This is a genomic window from Pseudomonas syringae (genome assembly GCF_021606685.1).
GTDB lineage: Bacteria > Pseudomonadota > Gammaproteobacteria > Pseudomonadales > Pseudomonadaceae > Aquipseudomonas > Aquipseudomonas syringae_R.
Genome location: NZ_WKCB01000002.1, coordinates 174772 through 190670, shown reverse-complemented (window position 1 = coordinate 190670; position 15899 = coordinate 174772). Strand labels below are relative to the sequence as shown.

General features: G+C 61.6%; 7 protein-coding genes. 3 read left to right on the top strand and 4 right to left on the bottom strand.

The genetic code is table 11. The annotated features are described in order from the left end of the window. The first annotated feature begins 57 nt into the window (after positions 1 to 57). Positions 58 to 5802: a membrane-targeted effector domain-containing toxin gene (locus tag GIW02_RS01735; protein ID WP_236419363.1), complete on the top strand. Its 5745-nt coding sequence runs from the start codon at positions 58 to 60 to the stop codon at positions 5800 to 5802. A 69-nt stretch (positions 5803 to 5871) separates the two neighbouring features. Here GIW02_RS01735 and GIW02_RS01730 read toward each other — a convergent pair whose 3' ends face one another. After that, positions 5872 to 6183: a Nif3-like dinuclear metal center hexameric protein gene (locus tag GIW02_RS01730; protein WP_236421758.1), complete on the bottom strand. Its 312-nt coding sequence runs from the start codon at positions 6181 to 6183 to the stop codon at positions 5872 to 5874. 4 nt (positions 6184 to 6187) lie between these two features. Beyond that, the gene (purL, locus tag GIW02_RS01725; protein ID WP_236414037.1) at positions 6188 to 10084 is read right to left on the bottom strand and encodes a phosphoribosylformylglycinamidine synthase; all 3897 of its coding nucleotides are present in this window, start codon (positions 10082 to 10084) and stop codon (positions 6188 to 6190) included. Between the two features lie 287 nt (positions 10085 to 10371). Between purL and mltF the strand changes: the two genes are divergently transcribed. Both mltF and GIW02_RS01715 read left to right on the top strand, forming a co-directional pair. Then, positions 10372 to 11832, top strand: coding sequence for a membrane-bound lytic murein transglycosylase MltF (mltF, locus tag GIW02_RS01720; protein WP_236414043.1), 1461 nt, complete (start codon positions 10372 to 10374; stop codon positions 11830 to 11832). A gap of 183 nt (positions 11833 to 12015) precedes the next feature. Then, the gene (locus GIW02_RS01715; RefSeq protein ID WP_236414045.1) at positions 12016 to 12639 is read left to right on the top strand and encodes a DUF1120 domain-containing protein; all 624 of its coding nucleotides are present in this window, start codon (positions 12016 to 12018) and stop codon (positions 12637 to 12639) included. A 91-nt stretch (positions 12640 to 12730) separates the two neighbouring features. On the opposite strand, the gene guaA is transcribed toward GIW02_RS01715, so the two are convergent. After that, entirely contained in the window at positions 12731 to 14308 is a 1578-nt protein-coding gene (gene guaA / locus GIW02_RS01710; RefSeq protein ID WP_016977685.1) for a glutamine-hydrolyzing GMP synthase, read from the bottom strand. Positions 14309 to 14389: 81 nt separating this feature from the next. Further along, positions 14390 to 15859 (bottom strand): IMP dehydrogenase, encoded by a 1470-nt coding sequence (guaB, locus tag GIW02_RS01705; RefSeq protein WP_003209646.1) that lies wholly within the window; start codon positions 15857 to 15859, stop codon positions 14390 to 14392. Between the last annotated feature and the right edge of the window lie 40 nt (positions 15860 to 15899).

The window sequence follows — 15899 nt, the reverse complement described above, 5'->3', positions numbered from 1 at the left end:
CCCCCCGTCCCCTTCCCCAAGCTGAGGCCTCTAACCCTTAGCATGGAGAATGTGCCGATGAGCACTTCCACCTTGTCATTCGAAGATATCAAAGGCTCGCTCCACCAGATCGGCAGCCACCTGTTTCTGAGCCCGGCACAGTTGCTGCCCGAACACCAACCGTCTGCCGAGCAGGCTTATCTGGAGCGTGTGAACAAGCTGCTCAAAATCCATTACCAAACCCTGCTCGCCAAGAGCCGCAAACTTTACGAAGCGTTGTCCGGCAGTGACTTGCACAGCACACAAGGGCAGGCACTGGTCGACACACTCAAGCGCAGTCTCAACGCCGAGCTGCTGGACATGGACCTGCGCGAGCCGATCAACGGCGGCTCACGCAAGTCGTTCCTGATCGACGCGGCGGGGCTTACGGCCCTGGAGTACGAGGCACGGCTGGGTGTTCAGGATCGCCTGCTGCACCCGCAAGACAGTGCCATGCTGGCGCAGGTGCGGTCGGCCCCTTCCCTGCGTCCGGGCCTGTATGCCCTGAGGTTCGACTATCAGGATAAAACCATCGAGCTGGCAGGCGCCTTTGTCGCCACGCAAAACAACAGCCCGACCGTTACGTCGTTGACCGCCACCGAAGCTGTCGGGCGGGTGCTGTTGTTCACGCCGGTGCGGGGCATTGAAGTGTTCGACTCACTGGGCGAACTCAACGAGCGCCTGCTGCAACTCATCAACCACCCCAACAGCCGCCATGAGTTCATGATGCTGCTGCCCCGGCGTTACCACACCCTGACGGCGGCGGGCATCTGGCCGCTGGAGCTGGCAAGCATCAACGAAAAGCCGCTGTTCGAACACCTGTTCGATACCCAGGTGGACAAGCGCACGCAGGATATCGATTACGCGCTGAGCTTCGCCGACAACCCGAGTCGCGACCCGGCCCAATTACACAGCGCCCTCGACACCGCCATCACCACGACCCCGCCCGACTTCAGCGCCCGCCTTGAACTGCGCGCCCAGGGCCTGCTCGAACGCCACCTGCGCCAGACTGCGCCTGACTGGTATCGCAGCGCCAGCGATACCCGGCGTGCCGAACTGGCGGTACATCTGGGGCAGTACGACCAAGCGCGCCAGACGCTGCTTGACCTGCTCGGCCCAGCCGCCACACTCCACACCCTGGCCGCCCATCAGTTACGTGAGCGCTTGAGCGACGAGTTGGAGATTGACGACTTGCAGCCCGAGCACCTGCTGGTCACCACCCGACGTCAGATGCCCGGCCTGGACGCTTATGAACAACAGCGCAACCTGATCGACCTGGCCCTGCGTGGCTTGCACACCGGCGACGAATTGCCGGGCTCGGACTTTGTGCAAAACACCACGCTGACTTATCACGGTGCAGCACTGCCCGAGGCGTACAACGACCTCACCCCCGCCTGGCTCGCGAAGCAGCTGAACATCCTGCAGCCGCGTATCGATTTTGCCCAGGTGCAACAGGACCTGCATGGCCGTCCCGCGCTCAGGCAGGCCATCGAACAGATGCTGGACCGGCGGATCAATGCGCTGGCCTACACCGCCGTGCTGCAAAGCCACTTGAGTGACGATGACTTCCAGTTGATCCAGCGCCTGCGCGCCGGCAGCGACCCGCTACTGAGCGCCGCCAGCCTGGGCTCCGGCATGCTGTCCCTGCATGGTGCGCAACTGCTGGACCTGTGGGCACTGCGCCAGGCCGATAGCACCGGTACGATCAAGCGCGTGCTGCTGTGCACTCCGCAGGCACCGCGGGCACAGCAATTCATGGCCTTCGACAGCGAAGCGCAGTGCCAGGCCCATATCCTGGGCTGGGCTGTGGATAACGGCATCGAGGCGGCTTCCAGCAGCCTCACCGATTACCTGATCACGCGCCTGCCCATGCGTTTTCGCGCCACCATGAACACCGTGCTGGCTGGCCTGGGCTTCAAGCCCCATAGCCAGGAACATCAAGAGGTCACCTTCAACACTGCGCTGAGCTATCAGGCTTGCCTGCAATCAATGGCCGAGCATGCATTGCGCACACGGGTGGATGACTATGATTTCAGCACGCCGTTGTGGTTTCGCTCGGCCAGCGCCGAACAGCGCAGAAAGCTGCTGACGCTGAACGAAAACGCCAACAACACACTGCGGGTCTATAACACCCAGGCGTTTTCGGAAGCCAGCTTTCCAAGCTTCGACAACTACGCGCACCAACAGGCGCAGCTGCGTTTGAACCAGATGCTCGGTCGGCCAGGCAACGATGTCGACCCCAACAGCGTATGGGTCTACTCGCCGCCCGCGCTGATCGGTGTGTGGACACCTGCGCCGCAAACCTATACCCAGTTGTATCGCAACGGCTACGCCGATGGCGTAGGGCTTATCGACGAAAAATTCTCCCGTTCGGCACACTTCAAAGGCCCGCAAGGCGTCGACCTGAGCCCACTGACCGCACAAAACGTGGCGCGCTCGATCACAGGCGTGTGGATCGGCGAACGCTACATCAAAAAGGTGCGGGACACGCTGCTGAACAGCCGCGAGCCCTCTTATGAGATCCGGCGCAATACGGTGCTGGCCATCACTCAATGGCAGTTACAAATCGCCGCCCTCGAGCACCACCTGCAAGGCCATTTCGCCGAGGTTGACCAGCAATGGCTGGACCAGTGCATCGCCGGCATGGGCGACACCTCGGTGCAGACCCGCAACCGCTACGCCATTCATCGCCTGATGATCGATGGCGATTGGGTCATCGGCGCCTGGCTGTTCACCCACGCGGACAACCCCGTGATGCTCTACACCCCGCATGCCCCCGATGGCATCAGCTTTCGCGAGGCACGGCTGTTCAATTACCTGTTGAAAAAGCAGCCGGGCATGGTCGATTACCTCGCCGAACGGGTGGGTGTGCAATCGCGCACGCGGGTTCGCAACTTCCTTGAAGATGCCAGGCGCAACCTCCCCGAACAACTGGACGAAACCAGCGTCAGCCCTGCGCGCTACGACATCACGCGCGGCGTTGCGCCGGTGACCGATATGCGCCAGGCGCTGTACAACATGAAACTGCAACGCCGCATAGACGACGTTAAAGCCACCACCGTAAGCCGCACACAGATGATCACCGGCATTCTCTGGACCTGCATCGAGTGGGTAGCGGCGGTTGCCACAGCGCCGTTTCCGGTGCTGAGCCTGAGTGTCGGCCTGTTACTGGCCTTCAAGGACGCTATGCTGGCCTGGCATGCCTACAACCAGGGCGACACTTCCGCCGCCTTCGAGCATTTCCTCGGCTACCTGTTCAACAGCGCCGGCGCGCTGTTTACCGACCTACGCCCCGCCCTGCGCTCACTCAGCCCCGTGGCCAAACCGCTGCGCCTGAGTGCTGCCGATACCGGGCAAAGGCGTACGATGCAACTGATCAACCAACTGGAAGCCGCGTCGCCCACCCCGCACGGCATGCAACCGGTTATCTTCGATGGCCAGGCGTTATGGGCGCCCACTACCCCGGATGCGTTAGGCCGGTATTTGCTGCATCGCGTTGATCCTGCCAGCGGCAACCTGGTGTCTACCGCCCGCCTGGCCGAGCCCGATGCTCAAGGCGTGTGGGTACGCAGCGGGTTGGCCGGTGGCGCGCCCAAATATGAAACCGTGCCGCAAACCCCCGGGCCCCTTGTGGATTACGGAGTCCCTGCGAAACATTGGCGTGACGTTGAATCCATCCTCGACCCGCAGATGAAAAGCAACCTGGTCGAGTCTGCCAAAGTGATGCAACTCCCTCAGGAAATACCGCTGGAAAACACCGTGCTGCACTTGCGCAAGGCACGGGGTGCGTATCAGGAGCAGGTGTCGCGCCTGGCCACCGACGCCCAGGCGTTTTACCAGGCGTTTGTGCCGCTGCCTGCGGTGACGAGTGTGCCGGCTGTCGAGGCCAGTGCCTCATTCGCCCAACTGCTTGGCAGCGAGGCGTTCAGCGGCAACAAGCACTTGATCGTCGGCGCCCTCCCCGGCTCCATTGCCGGCAAACAGGTGCTGATCGACAACCTGGATACCCTGATTCAACGGGGCTTCAAAACGCTGTACCTGGAATACTTGCCGGGGGATGTGTTCAGCAAAAAACTGGAGAAACTCAACAGCGGACAATCCTGGCGCCATATTCAGTTGCACTTGAAAACCGTCGACAAGGCCATGGGCTTTGCATCGAACGCGCCCTACTCGTATCTGGCGCTGGTCAGCAAGGCGCGAGAAAAAGGCCTGACGATCAAGGCTCTGGACGTGTCGACGTCCTACCAACTGGACAGCGCCCTGATCCTGGGCGACACGCCGCCCACCACGCCACGCAACAACCGCCTGCGAAATTTCTACTCGCATAAGGCCATCCAAGCAGATACGGCCGACACCCCGCAGGAACGCTGGGTGGCTCTGGTGGAGCCGTCGCGCCTGCGCACGTTCGAGCAGACGCCAGGCATGGCAGACCTGCATGACGCTGTCGCACTGCGCATTGAAGATGTCGGCACGGACCAGCCCGTGGGCATTCGTATTGATACGCCTGGCTCGATACCCGGCGACGCCCAAGCCAAGGGCGACTACCTTATGACCCTGCCTACCGCCTACAAGGCGGCCGAGCTTGCCCCACCGCCTGTATCGGCGCCCACCGCTGTCGTTGAACACTTCAGCGAATTCGACATAGCGCCGGCCTTCATCGACGATATCGGCCAGCTGGCGCAGGAGCCCCATGGCCTGGACAGCTCATTCGGGCTGCTGACCAAATCACGCAAGCCCGCCTACGACTCATTCATCGACACACGCTCACGGTTGAACACCAGCGCCAAAACCTTCTTCACCGACTATGTACCGCCCGCCCGGCCGACGCTGCCGGTGGTCACGGCAACCACCACACCGCAAGCGTTTATCCAACAGGTCAGCGAAAGCCGGCTGTCCGGGTTACTGATCGGGGAAGGCCATGGTCATGAAGCCAGCAAGGAGTTCCTCAGAACGCAGATGAAAACCCTCAAGGAGGCCGGCTTCAAGACCCTCTATGTCGAACACCTGCTCACCGATATGCATCAGGCCGAGCTGGATCTGTTCCACCGTACCCAGCGCATGCCCGACCGCCTCAAGGCTTATCTCAACAGTCAGGATCAAGGGCACATGCGGGGGTACAGCGGCCCCGATACCTACACTCAAGTGGTGCAGGCCGCGAATAAATATGGCATTCGCGTGCGGGCCCTGGACTGCGCCGCCAGCTATCACCTCAAAGGGCCGTCGTCGACCAAGCTGTCGCGAAACCAGATATTCAGTTATTTCGCCACCAGGGTCATCGAAGCCGACCAGGCGGCGCAAGGCCCGCACAAGTGGATCGCTTTTGTCGGCAGCGCCCACACCAATAACAACGATGGCGTGCCGGGGCTGGCCGAAATGCTGGGTGCCGTCAGCCTGAATGTGCGGGATAGCACGCCGGCACTTGCCCGAGGCATTCACCAAGGCTACTGGGAAAGCGATTTCGACAGCCTCACGTCGGTTGCCATGCGCAGTGACTTCAAGCTCGAAGTCGGCAAAGCCGGCTATCCGACCCCCATCGCCTTCGTACCGGTTGACCGGGCGAAACTGACCCGCCCCGGGGACTATCTGATCGAGCGGCCATCGAGAGCGGAAACCCGGCTGGTACATCGCTCCAGTACGGGAGAAATCGTCACTACGCCGATTCAAGTGGACGACAACGGAATGTTTTTCATCGATCGCTGGGGCAAAAAGGAAAAACGTTACAAGCAGCTGTTCCCCTTGTTCAAAATGCTTGAAGCAGAGGTCAAACTGACTCCTGCGAAGTAAAGACTGCACCCAACAAAAAACCCGCTGGCCGTAAGGGCCCAGCGGGTTTCCTGTTTTACAGCCAGCGGATCAGAAATCCGCCAGCTGCCATACTTCATAAGCCGGTGTTTCATACGGGTGGCTGAGCTTCAACGCGGCCACAACCGCCTTGATCAGCTCATCGGCCACCACCAGCTCGACCTTCCATTCTTCGACCGCCTCAACCTGGCCCACTTGCCCGATAAACGGCTGGCTGCCGTCCAACGCGCGAAACTGGCCGCGGCCCAGCACTTGCCAGGCGCAGCTGTCGTAGTCGCCGATGCGCCCGCCGCCGGCGGCGAAGACGGCGGTTTTCACCGTCTCCACATGGCTGTCGGGCACAAAGAAGGCCAGCTTGAACACTGCCTTAGTTCACCCACACGCGGGCGTTGCGGAACATGCGCATCCAGGCGCCGTCCTCGTCCCACTCTTCCGGGCGCCACGAGTTCTGCACGGCGCGGAATACACGCTCCGGGTGCGGCATCATGATGGTCACGCGGCCGTCGCGGCTGGTGAGGCCGGTGATCCCGCGCGGCGAGCCGTTCGGGTTGGCCGGGTAGCTCTCGGTAACCTTGCCGTGGTTGTCGACGAAACGCATCGCCACGCAACCGGACAGGTCGGCTTCGAGCAAGGCTTCTTCGTTGGCGAACTCGGCATGGCCTTCGCCGTGGGCGATGGCGATCGGCATGCGCGAACCGGCCATGCCTTGCAGGAAGATCGAGTTCGACTCCTGCACCTGCACCATGGCCACACGGGCTTCGAACTGCTCGGAACGGTTACGCACAAAGTGCGGCCAGAACTCGCTGCCCGGGATCAGTTCGCTGAGGTTGGACATCATCTGGCAACCGTTGCACACACCCAGGGTGAAGCTGTCGTTACGCTCGAAGAAACCCTGGAACGCGTCGCGGGCACGGCTGTTGAACAGGGCCGACTTGGCCCAGCCTTCACCGGCACCCAGCACGTCGCCGTAGGAGAAACCGCCGCAGGCTACAAGGCCTTTGAACTCGTTGAGGTCGACGCGACCGGCGAGGATGTCGCTCATGTGCACGTCAATCGCATTGAAGCCGGCGCGGTCGAACGCGGCCGCCATTTCCACCTGGCCGTTGACGCCCTGCTCACGCAGCACCGCAACTTGTGGGCGGATGCCTTTTTTGATGTAAGGCGCGGCGATGTCCTGGTTGACGTCGAAGCTGAGCTTGATGCTCAGGCCCGGGTTTTCTTCTTCCAGGATCACGTCGAATTCCTGCTCGGCGCAGTCGGCGTTATCACGCAGGCGTTGGATCTGGTAGCTGGTCTCGGCCCACTGGCGTTGCAGCAAGCGGCGCTGGCCGGCAAACACGGTATCGCCATTGAAGGAGATGTTGATTTCACCGTTGTTGATCGGCTGGCCGATCACCGCCACGCAGTCGTCCAGGCCAGCGGCGCTGAACTGTGCGAGTACGTCCGGGGTAGCGTCCTGGCGAACCTGGATCACGGCGCCCAACTCTTCGTTGAACAGGATGCCGTTGATCTCGGATGCATCCTCGGCAACGCTGTCGAGCACGATGTTCAGGCCGCAGTGACCGGCGAACGCCATCTCGACCACGCTGGTCAGCAAACCACCGTCGGAACGGTCGTGGTAAGCCAGCAGGTGGCCGTCGGCATTCAGGCCCTGGATCACGGCGAAGAAGGCTTTGAGGTCTTCGGCGTCATCCACGTCCGGCGCGTGCTTGCCGAGTTTGCCGTGGGTTTGCGCGAGGATCGAGGCGCCCATGCGGTTCTGGCCACGGCCCAGGTCGATCAGGATCAGGTCGGTGGTGCCCTTGTCCATACGCAGTTGCGGGGTCAGGGTCTGGCGGATGTCGGTGACCGGTGCAAAACCGGTAACGATCAGCGACAGCGGCGACGTTACAGTCTTGTCGACGCCTTCATCGTTCCAACGGGTGGCCATGGACATGGAGTCCTTGCCCACCGGAATGGTGATGCCCAGCTCGGGGCACAGCTCCATGCCGACAGCCTTGACGGTGTCGTACAGACGCGCGTCTTCACCTGGGTGACCAGCAGCGGACATCCAGTTGGCCGACAGTTTGATGTCGGACAGCTTGCCGATGCGCGAGGCGGCAATGTTGGTGAGGGTTTCACCAATGGCCATGCGGCCCGACGCCGGGGCGTCCAGCAGGGCCAGCGGCGTACGCTCGCCCATGGCCATGGCTTCACCGGTGTACACGTCGAAGCTGGTGGCGGTGACGGCGACGTCGGCCACCGGCACCTGCCACGGGCCGACCATTTGGTCACGGGCCACCAGGCCGGTGATGGTGCGGTCGCCGATGGTGATCAGGAAGCTTTTGCTCGCCACGGCCGGGTGATGCAGCACGCGTTCGATGCTGTCGGTCAGGTCGAGTTGGCTTGGGTCGAAATCATCGCCCAGCTCGGCTTCACGTACCGCCGAACGGTGCATGCGCGGGGCTTTGCCCAGCAGCACTTCGAGCGGCATGTCGACCGGGTTGTTGCCAAAATGGCTGTCGGTCACAGTCAGCTGCGGCTCGGCAGTGGCTTCGCCGACCACGGCAAACGGGCAGCGCTCGCGTTCGCAGATGGCCTGGAAGCGCGCGAAGTCTTCAGCGCCAACCGCCAGTACGTAGCGTTCCTGGGATTCGTTGCTCCAGATTTCGTGCGGGGCCATGCCCGGCTCGTCGTTTGGAATGTTGCGCAGTTCGAAACGGCCACCACGGTCGCCATCGTTGACCAGTTCCGGGAAGGCGTTGGACAAACCACCGGCGCCGACGTCGTGGATAAAGCTGATCGGGTTCTTGTCACCCAACTGCCAGCAACGGTCGATGACTTCCTGGCAGCGGCGTTCCATTTCCGGGTTTTCGCGCTGTACGGACGCAAAGTCCAGGTCAGCCGAGCTGGTGCCGGTGGCCATGGAAGAAGCTGCGCCGCCGCCCAGGCCGATCAACATGGCCGGGCCGCCGAGCACGATCAGCTTGGAGCCGACCAGGATCTCGCCTTTCTTGACGTGTTCTTCACGGATGTTGCCCATGCCGCCGGCCAACATGATCGGCTTGTGGTAACCGCGCACTTCATCGCCACGCGGGGTGGTGATGGACTGCTCGAACGTACGGAAGTAGCCGGTGAGTGCCGGACGCCCGAATTCGTTGTTGAACGCGGCGCCGCCCAGCGGGCCTTCGATCATGATGTCCAGCGCGGTAACGATGCGCTCAGGCTTGCCGTACGGCACTTCCCACGGCTGTTCGAAGCCTGGGATCTGCAGGTTGGACACGGTGAAACCGGTCAGGCCCGCCTTAGGCTTGGCGCCACGGCCGGTTGCACCTTCGTCACGGATTTCGCCGCCGGAACCGGTGGCTGCGCCCGGGAACGGGGCAATCGCGGTCGGGTGGTTGTGGGTTTCAACCTTCATCAGGATGTGCACCGGCTCCTGCACCGCGCCGTACTGGCGGGTTTCAGGGTCCGGGAAGAAACGCCCGGCGACGGAACCGACGATTACCGAAGCGTTGTCTTTATAAGCCGACAGGACGCCTTCGCTGTGCATCACGTAGGTGTTCTTGATCATGCCGAACAGGCTTTTTTCCTGGCTTTCGCCGTCGATATCCCAACTGGCGTTGAAGATCTTGTGACGGCAGTGCTCGGAGTTGGCCTGGGCAAACATCATCAGTTCGATGTCGTGCGGGTTGCGCTTCAAGCCGTTGAAGGCATTGACCAGGTAGTCGATCTCGTCTTCGGCAAGCGCCAGGCCCAGTTCGGTGTTGGCCTTCTCGAGGGCGGCGCGGCCACCGCCGAGCACGTCAATCGCGGTCAGCGGCTTGGGTTCGGCATGGCTGAACAGGCCGGCAGCCTGTTCCAACTGGCTGACGATGATCTGGGTCATGCGGTCGTGCAGGCTGCTGGCGATCAGCTCGGCCTCGGCATCGCTGAACTGGCCGGCTACATAGAAAGCGATACCACGCTCCAGGCGCTGGATTTTTTCCAAGCCACAGTTGCGGGCGATATCGCTGGCCTTGCTCGACCAGGGCGAGATGGTGCCGAACCGTGGCAGAACCAGGAACAAGCGGCCGGTCGGCTCTTGAACGGGAACGCTGGGACCGTACTTCAGAAGGCGTGCGAGCACTTGCTGTTCGTCGGCGGTCAAGACGCCGGTAACGTCGGCGAAGTGAGCAAATTCAGCATACAGGCCTGTAACCGCTGGAACCTTCTGGCTCAGTTGCTCAAGGAGTTTGCTGTGGCGAAAGGCAGAAAGGGCAGGAGCGCCGCGCAGGATCAACATCTTCGGGACAGCCTCGGGAAGGGGGTGTGCTTTGAGGCCGTGCATTCTAGCGTAAAGCTGCGCCAACGGCACCCGAAACGGCACCGCAGGCCGTTGCCGAACGTCAGTTGGCACGGTTTGCACGATATCAGGGCATTCGCCAAGGCACTGGGCGCAGTTATTTTAACCGTCATAATTAGCCGCCAGGCCACGTTTCTGCGGGCTGCAGCACAGTTTTGGCGGTGCTAGCAGACAAGTCCGCCGCTGTCGAGATATGGCGCCGTGAGCCGTTTGCGTATACTGCGCAGATGTTCTCCCCAACTGCTTTGCGCCCGCGATGCGCCAAATGGCTCATCGCAACCGGACTCTTCCTGATGCTCAGCGCCTGTGTTGATAAACCCAGCACGCTCGAGCGAATCAAGGAGGATGGCGTATTGCGGGTGATTACCCGGAACAGCCCGGCGACTTATTTCCAGGACCGCAACGGTGAAACCGGCTTCGAATACGAGCTGGTCAAGCGCTTTGCCGACGACCTGGGGGTGAAGCTGGAGATCGAGACCGCCGATAACCTCGACGACCTGTTCGGCCAATTGGGCAAACCCAATGGCCCGGTCCTGGCCGCCGCCGGCCTGGTCAGCAGCGAGCAGCGCCTGCAGCAGGTGCGGTTCTCCCACCCATATCTGGAAGTCACCCCGCAGATCATCTACCGCAACGGCCAATCGCGCCCGACCAACGCGGCCGATCTGGTGGGCAAGAAGATCATGGTGCTCAAAGGCAGCACCCACGCCGAACAATTGGCCGAGCTGAAAAAACAGAACCCTGCGATTGAATACGAAGAGTCCGACGCCGTTGAGGTGGTCGACCTGTTGCGCATGGTCGACGAGGGCCAGATCGACCTGACCCTGGTGGACTCCAACGAAGTCGCGATGAACCAGGTGTACTTCCCCAACGTGCGCGTGGCGTTCGACCTCGGCAATGCCAGCCACCAGAGCTGGGCCGTGGCCGCGGGTGTTGATAACAGCCTGCTCAACGAGATCAACAGCTACCTGGACAAAGTTGAGAAGAACGGCACCCTGCAGCGGCTGAAAGACCGCTACTACGGGCATGTCGACGTGCTTGGCTATGTTGGCGCCTACACCTTCGCCCAGCATCTGCAGCAGCGCCTGCCCAAATACGAGAAACACTTTCGCGCCTACGCCAAGGAAGAAAAGGTCGATTGGCGCCTATTGGCGGCCATCGGCTATCAGGAATCACTGTGGCAACCGGCGGTCACGTCCAAAACCGGCGTGCGCGGCCTGATGATGCTGACCCAGAACACCGCCCAGGCCATGGGCGTGTCCAACCGCCTGGACGCCAAGCAGAGCATCATGGGCGGCGCCAAGTACCTGGCCAAGATCAAGGATGAGCTGGACGACAAGATCGCCGAGCCCGACCGTACCTGGTTCGCCCTCGCCGCCTATAACGTCGGCACCGGGCACCTGGACGACGCACGTATCCTGGCGAAAAAGGAAGGCCTCAACCCGAACAAGTGGCTGGACGTGAAGAAGATGCTGCCACGCCTCTCGCAGAAGCAGTGGTACAGCAAGACCCGCTACGGCTATGCCCGTGGCGGCGAGCCGGTGCACTTTGTGGCGAACATCCGGCGTTATTACGACATCCTGACCTGGGTGACCCAGCCGCAGCTGGAAGGCAACCAGGTGGTGGAAGGCAACCTGCATGTGCCGGGCGTGGACAAGACCAAACCGCCGGAAGATAACCCACAGCTGTAAGAACACCATAGAAACAATGTGGGAGGGGGCTTGCTCCCGATGGCAGAGTGTCAGTTGTTACATAGGTTGACTGACGCCGCGGCCATTGTCGTAATTGTTGCATTCCGCTGGCCGGTACTTGGCGCTAAGGTTCTGCCCCACCAAGAGGGGCATCATCGACCCTTTGCCGATACCGAGCCGACCATGAAAAAACTACTCCCCCCACTCCTCGCGGCCCTGCTGCTGAGCGAGAGCGCCCTTGCGTCCCCAGCCTCTGCCACCGACCTGAACATCCGTGGCCGCATCACCCCGAGCGCCTGCCAGCCCAGCCTCACCAACGGCGGGGCCATCGATCACGGTAAATTGGCGGCCAAGGACCTGAACGTTGAAGACATCACGATCCTGCCCCAGCACCGCCTGCAATTGAGCCTCCACTGCGAAGGCGCCACGCTGCTGGCCATGACCACCGTCGATAATCGAGCAGGCTCCTCAACGGTGCCCAGCCTCCACGGCCTGGGCCTGATCAACGGCACGGAAAAACTCGGCTACCTCGCCTTGAGCCTGGTGGACCCGGTCAGCGACTCCGGGCCGATGCGAACCATCATGTCCACCAACAACGGTGCTACCTGGCGCTCCGGCAGCAACTTGACCCATGCGGCATTGCTCGCCGTGACCGGCGCGAACAACCCAAGCAACGTGCCCGCCGCCATCACCACGCTGGATGCTGTCGTGGTGTATTACACCTACATCGCCCCCGCAAAAACGCTAACCCTGACCGAAGAAGTGCCCATCGATGGCCACGCTACGTTGCAGGTGAAATACCTGTAGACCCGCGCCTGACAACGCGCATAAAAAAGCCGCTTGTCTTCAACAGACAAGCGGCTTTTTTTGTGCCTTAGCGGTTAACCCTTAGAAGGGATCACTCCCACTCAATCGTAGCCGGCGGCTTGCTCGACACGTCATAAGTAACGCGCGAAATACCTTCGATCTCATTGATGATACGGCCGCTGACAGTCTCCAGCAGTTCGTACGGCAGGTGTGCCCAGCGGGCGGTCATGAAGTCGATGGTTTCTACGGCACGCAGCGCAACAACCCACGCGTAACGACGGCCATCGCCTACAACGCCCACGGACTTAACCGGTTGGAACACCACGAAGGCCTGGCTGACCTTGTGGTACCAGTCGGCCTTGCGCAGTTCTTCGATGAAGATGTGGTCGGCGCGACGCAGCAGGTCCGCGTATTCCTTCTTCACTTCACCGAGGATGCGCACACCCAGGCCCGGGCCCGGGAATGGATGGCGGTAGACCATGTCGTACGGCAGGCCGAGTTCCAGGCCCAGACGGCGGACTTCGTCCTTGAACAGTTCGCGCAGCGGTTCTACCAGCTTGAGGTTCATTTCCTCAGGCAGGCCACCCACGTTGTGGTGGGACTTGATCACGTGGGCCTTGCCGCTCTTGGCGCCGGCCGACTCGATCACGTCAGGGTAGATGGTGCCCTGGGCGAGGTACTTGATGTTGTCCAGTTTGTTCGACTGGGCATCGAATACGTCGATGAAGGTGCGGCCGATGATCTTGCGCTTCTTCTCTGGGTCGCTTTCGCCAGCCAGGTTGTTGAGGAACTGATCTTCGGCGTTGGCGCGGATCACCTTGACGCCCATGTTTTCGGCGAACATGGCCATAACCTGCTCGCCTTCGTGCAGGCGCAGCAGGCCGTTGTCGACGAACACGCACGTCAGCTGGTCGCCGATGGCTTTGTGCAGCAGCGCGGCAACCACGGAGGAGTCAACGCCGCCGGACAGGCCGAGCAGTACGTTGTCAGTGCCAACCTGGGCGCGAACCTGGGCGATGGCGTCTTCAGCGATTTTCGACGGGGTCCACAGGGCTTCACACTCGCAGATGTCGAGGATGAAGCGCGACAGAATGCGCCCGCCTTGCTTGGTGTGGGTCACTTCCGGGTGGAACTGCACGCCGTAGTAACGACGCTCGTCGCTGAACATGCCAGCGATCGGGCAGCTCGGGGTGCTCGCCAGGATGTGGAAGTCTTCCGGCATCTTGGTGACCTTGTCACCGTGGCTCATCCACACGTCGAGGCCGAACAGGCCGTCGGCGTCGACGTGGTCTTCGATGCCGTCCAGCAGGCGGCTCTTGCCGACCACGTCGACACGGGCATAACCGAATTCACGCAGCTCGGAACCTTCAACCTTGCCGCCCAGTTGCTCGGCCATGGTTTGCATGCCGTAGCAGATACCGAAAACAGGCACGCCCAGGTCGAACACGGCTTGCGGGCAGCGCGGGCTGTTGGCTTCGTGCACGGACTCGGGGCCACCGGCGAGGATGACGCCTTTAGGTGCGAATTCGCGGATCGCTTCGTCATCCATGTCGAACGGGTGCAGTTCGCAGTACACGCCGATTTCACGCACGCGGCGGGCGATCAGCTGGGTGTACTGGGAACCGAAGTCGAGGATCAGGATGCGGTGGGCGTGAATGTCGAGGGCCATGAAGTCAGTCTCGTCTAATGAATCAGAAACAACTCGGGGCTGAAAGAACAGCCCCGGTTACTTAACGTTTTGCTGGAAGCCTCAACCTACGCGGTAGTTCGGCGCTTCCTTGGTGATCTGCACGTCGTGGACATGGGATTCAGCCATGCCGGCGCCGGTGATCCGTACGAACTCTGGCTTGGTGCGCATTTCTTCGATGTCGGCGCTGCCGGTGTAGCCCATCGAGGAACGCAGGCCGCCCATCAGTTGATGGATGATCGCGCTCAGGGTGCCTTTGTACGGCACACGGCCTTCGATGCCTTCCGGGACGAGCTTCTCGGCGCCTGCCGAGGAGTCCTGGAAGTAGCGGTCGGAAGAGCCTTGCGCCTGGGACATGGCGCCCAGCGAACCCATGCCACGGTAAGCCTTGTACGAACGGCCCTGGAACAGTTCGATCTCGCCCGGCGCTTCTTCAGTACCGGCGAACATCGAGCCCATCATCACGCAGGAGGCACCGGCTACGATGGCCTTGGACAGGTCACCGGAGAAACGGATGCCGCCGTCGGCGATCAACGGAACGCCAGTGCCTTCAAGGGCAGCGGCGACGTTGGCGATGGCGCTGATTTGTGGCACGCCTACACCGGCGACGATACGCGTGGTGCAGATCGAGCCCGGGCCGATACCGACCTTGACCGCATCGGCGCCCGCTTCGGCCAGGGCCTTGGCGGCAGCGCCGGTGGCGATATTGCCGCCGATCACTTGCACATCAGGGAAGTTCTGTTTGACCCAGCGCACGCGGTCGATCACGCCTTTGGAGTGGCCGTGGGCAGTGTCGACCACTACCACGTCCACGCCGGCAGCAACCAGCGCAGCAACGCGGTCGCCGGTGTCTTTACCGGTGCCGACGGCAGCGCCCACGCGCAGACGACCTTGGTCATCCTTGCTGGCAAGCGGGTAAGCCTTGGCTTTTTCGATGTCGTTGACGGTCATCATGCCTTTGAGGGCGAATTTGTCGTCGACGATCAGCACGCGCTCGATGCGGTGTTTGTGCAGCAGCTCGCGCACATCGTTCTTGTCGGCGCCTTCCTTGACAGTGACCAGACGCTCTTTCGGCGTCATCACTTCGCGGACGGTGACTTCAAGACGGTTCTCGAAACGCACGTCACGGGAAGTGACGATGCCGACCAGGTCGCCATCGTGCAGCACCGGAACGCCGGAGATGTTGTGCAGGCGGGTCAGGTCGAACAGGTCACGCACGGTGGCGTCGGCTTCGATGGTGATTGGATCTTTCACCACACCGGCTTCGTAACGCTTGACCTTGCGCACTTCGGCAGCTTGCTGCTCGATAGTCATGTTCTTGTGGATGATGCCGATGCCGCCTTCCTGAGCCATGGCGATTGCCAAACGGGCTTCGGTGACGGTGTCCATGGCAGCAGAAACCAGGGGAATATTCAGCTCGATGCCACGGGTTAGGCGGGTCTTGAGACTGACTTCGTTAGGAAGCACCTCGGAATAACCGGGTACTAGGAGAATGTCGTCGAATGTCAGAGCTTCTTGGCTGATACGCAGCATCGCGGGGGCTCCCGAGCGGGAAAATGGAAGCGCGCCATTA

Coding starts and splice junctions, on each gene's coding strand:
- guaB (WP_003209646.1), bottom strand. CDS start 15,859: ATGCTGCGTATCAGCCAAGAAGCTCTGACATTCGACGACATTCTCCTA.
- guaA (WP_016977685.1), bottom strand. CDS start 14,308: ATGGCCCTCGACATTCACGCCCACCGCATCCTGATCCTCGACTTCGGT.
- GIW02_RS01735 (WP_236419363.1), top strand. CDS start 58: ATGAGCACTTCCACCTTGTCATTCGAAGATATCAAAGGCTCGCTCCAC.
- GIW02_RS01715 (WP_236414045.1), top strand. CDS start 12,016: ATGAAAAAACTACTCCCCCCACTCCTCGCGGCCCTGCTGCTGAGCGAG.
- purL (WP_236414037.1), bottom strand. CDS start 10,084: ATGTTGATCCTGCGCGGCGCTCCTGCCCTTTCTGCCTTTCGCCACAGC.
- mltF (WP_236414043.1), top strand. CDS start 10,372: ATGTTCTCCCCAACTGCTTTGCGCCCGCGATGCGCCAAATGGCTCATC.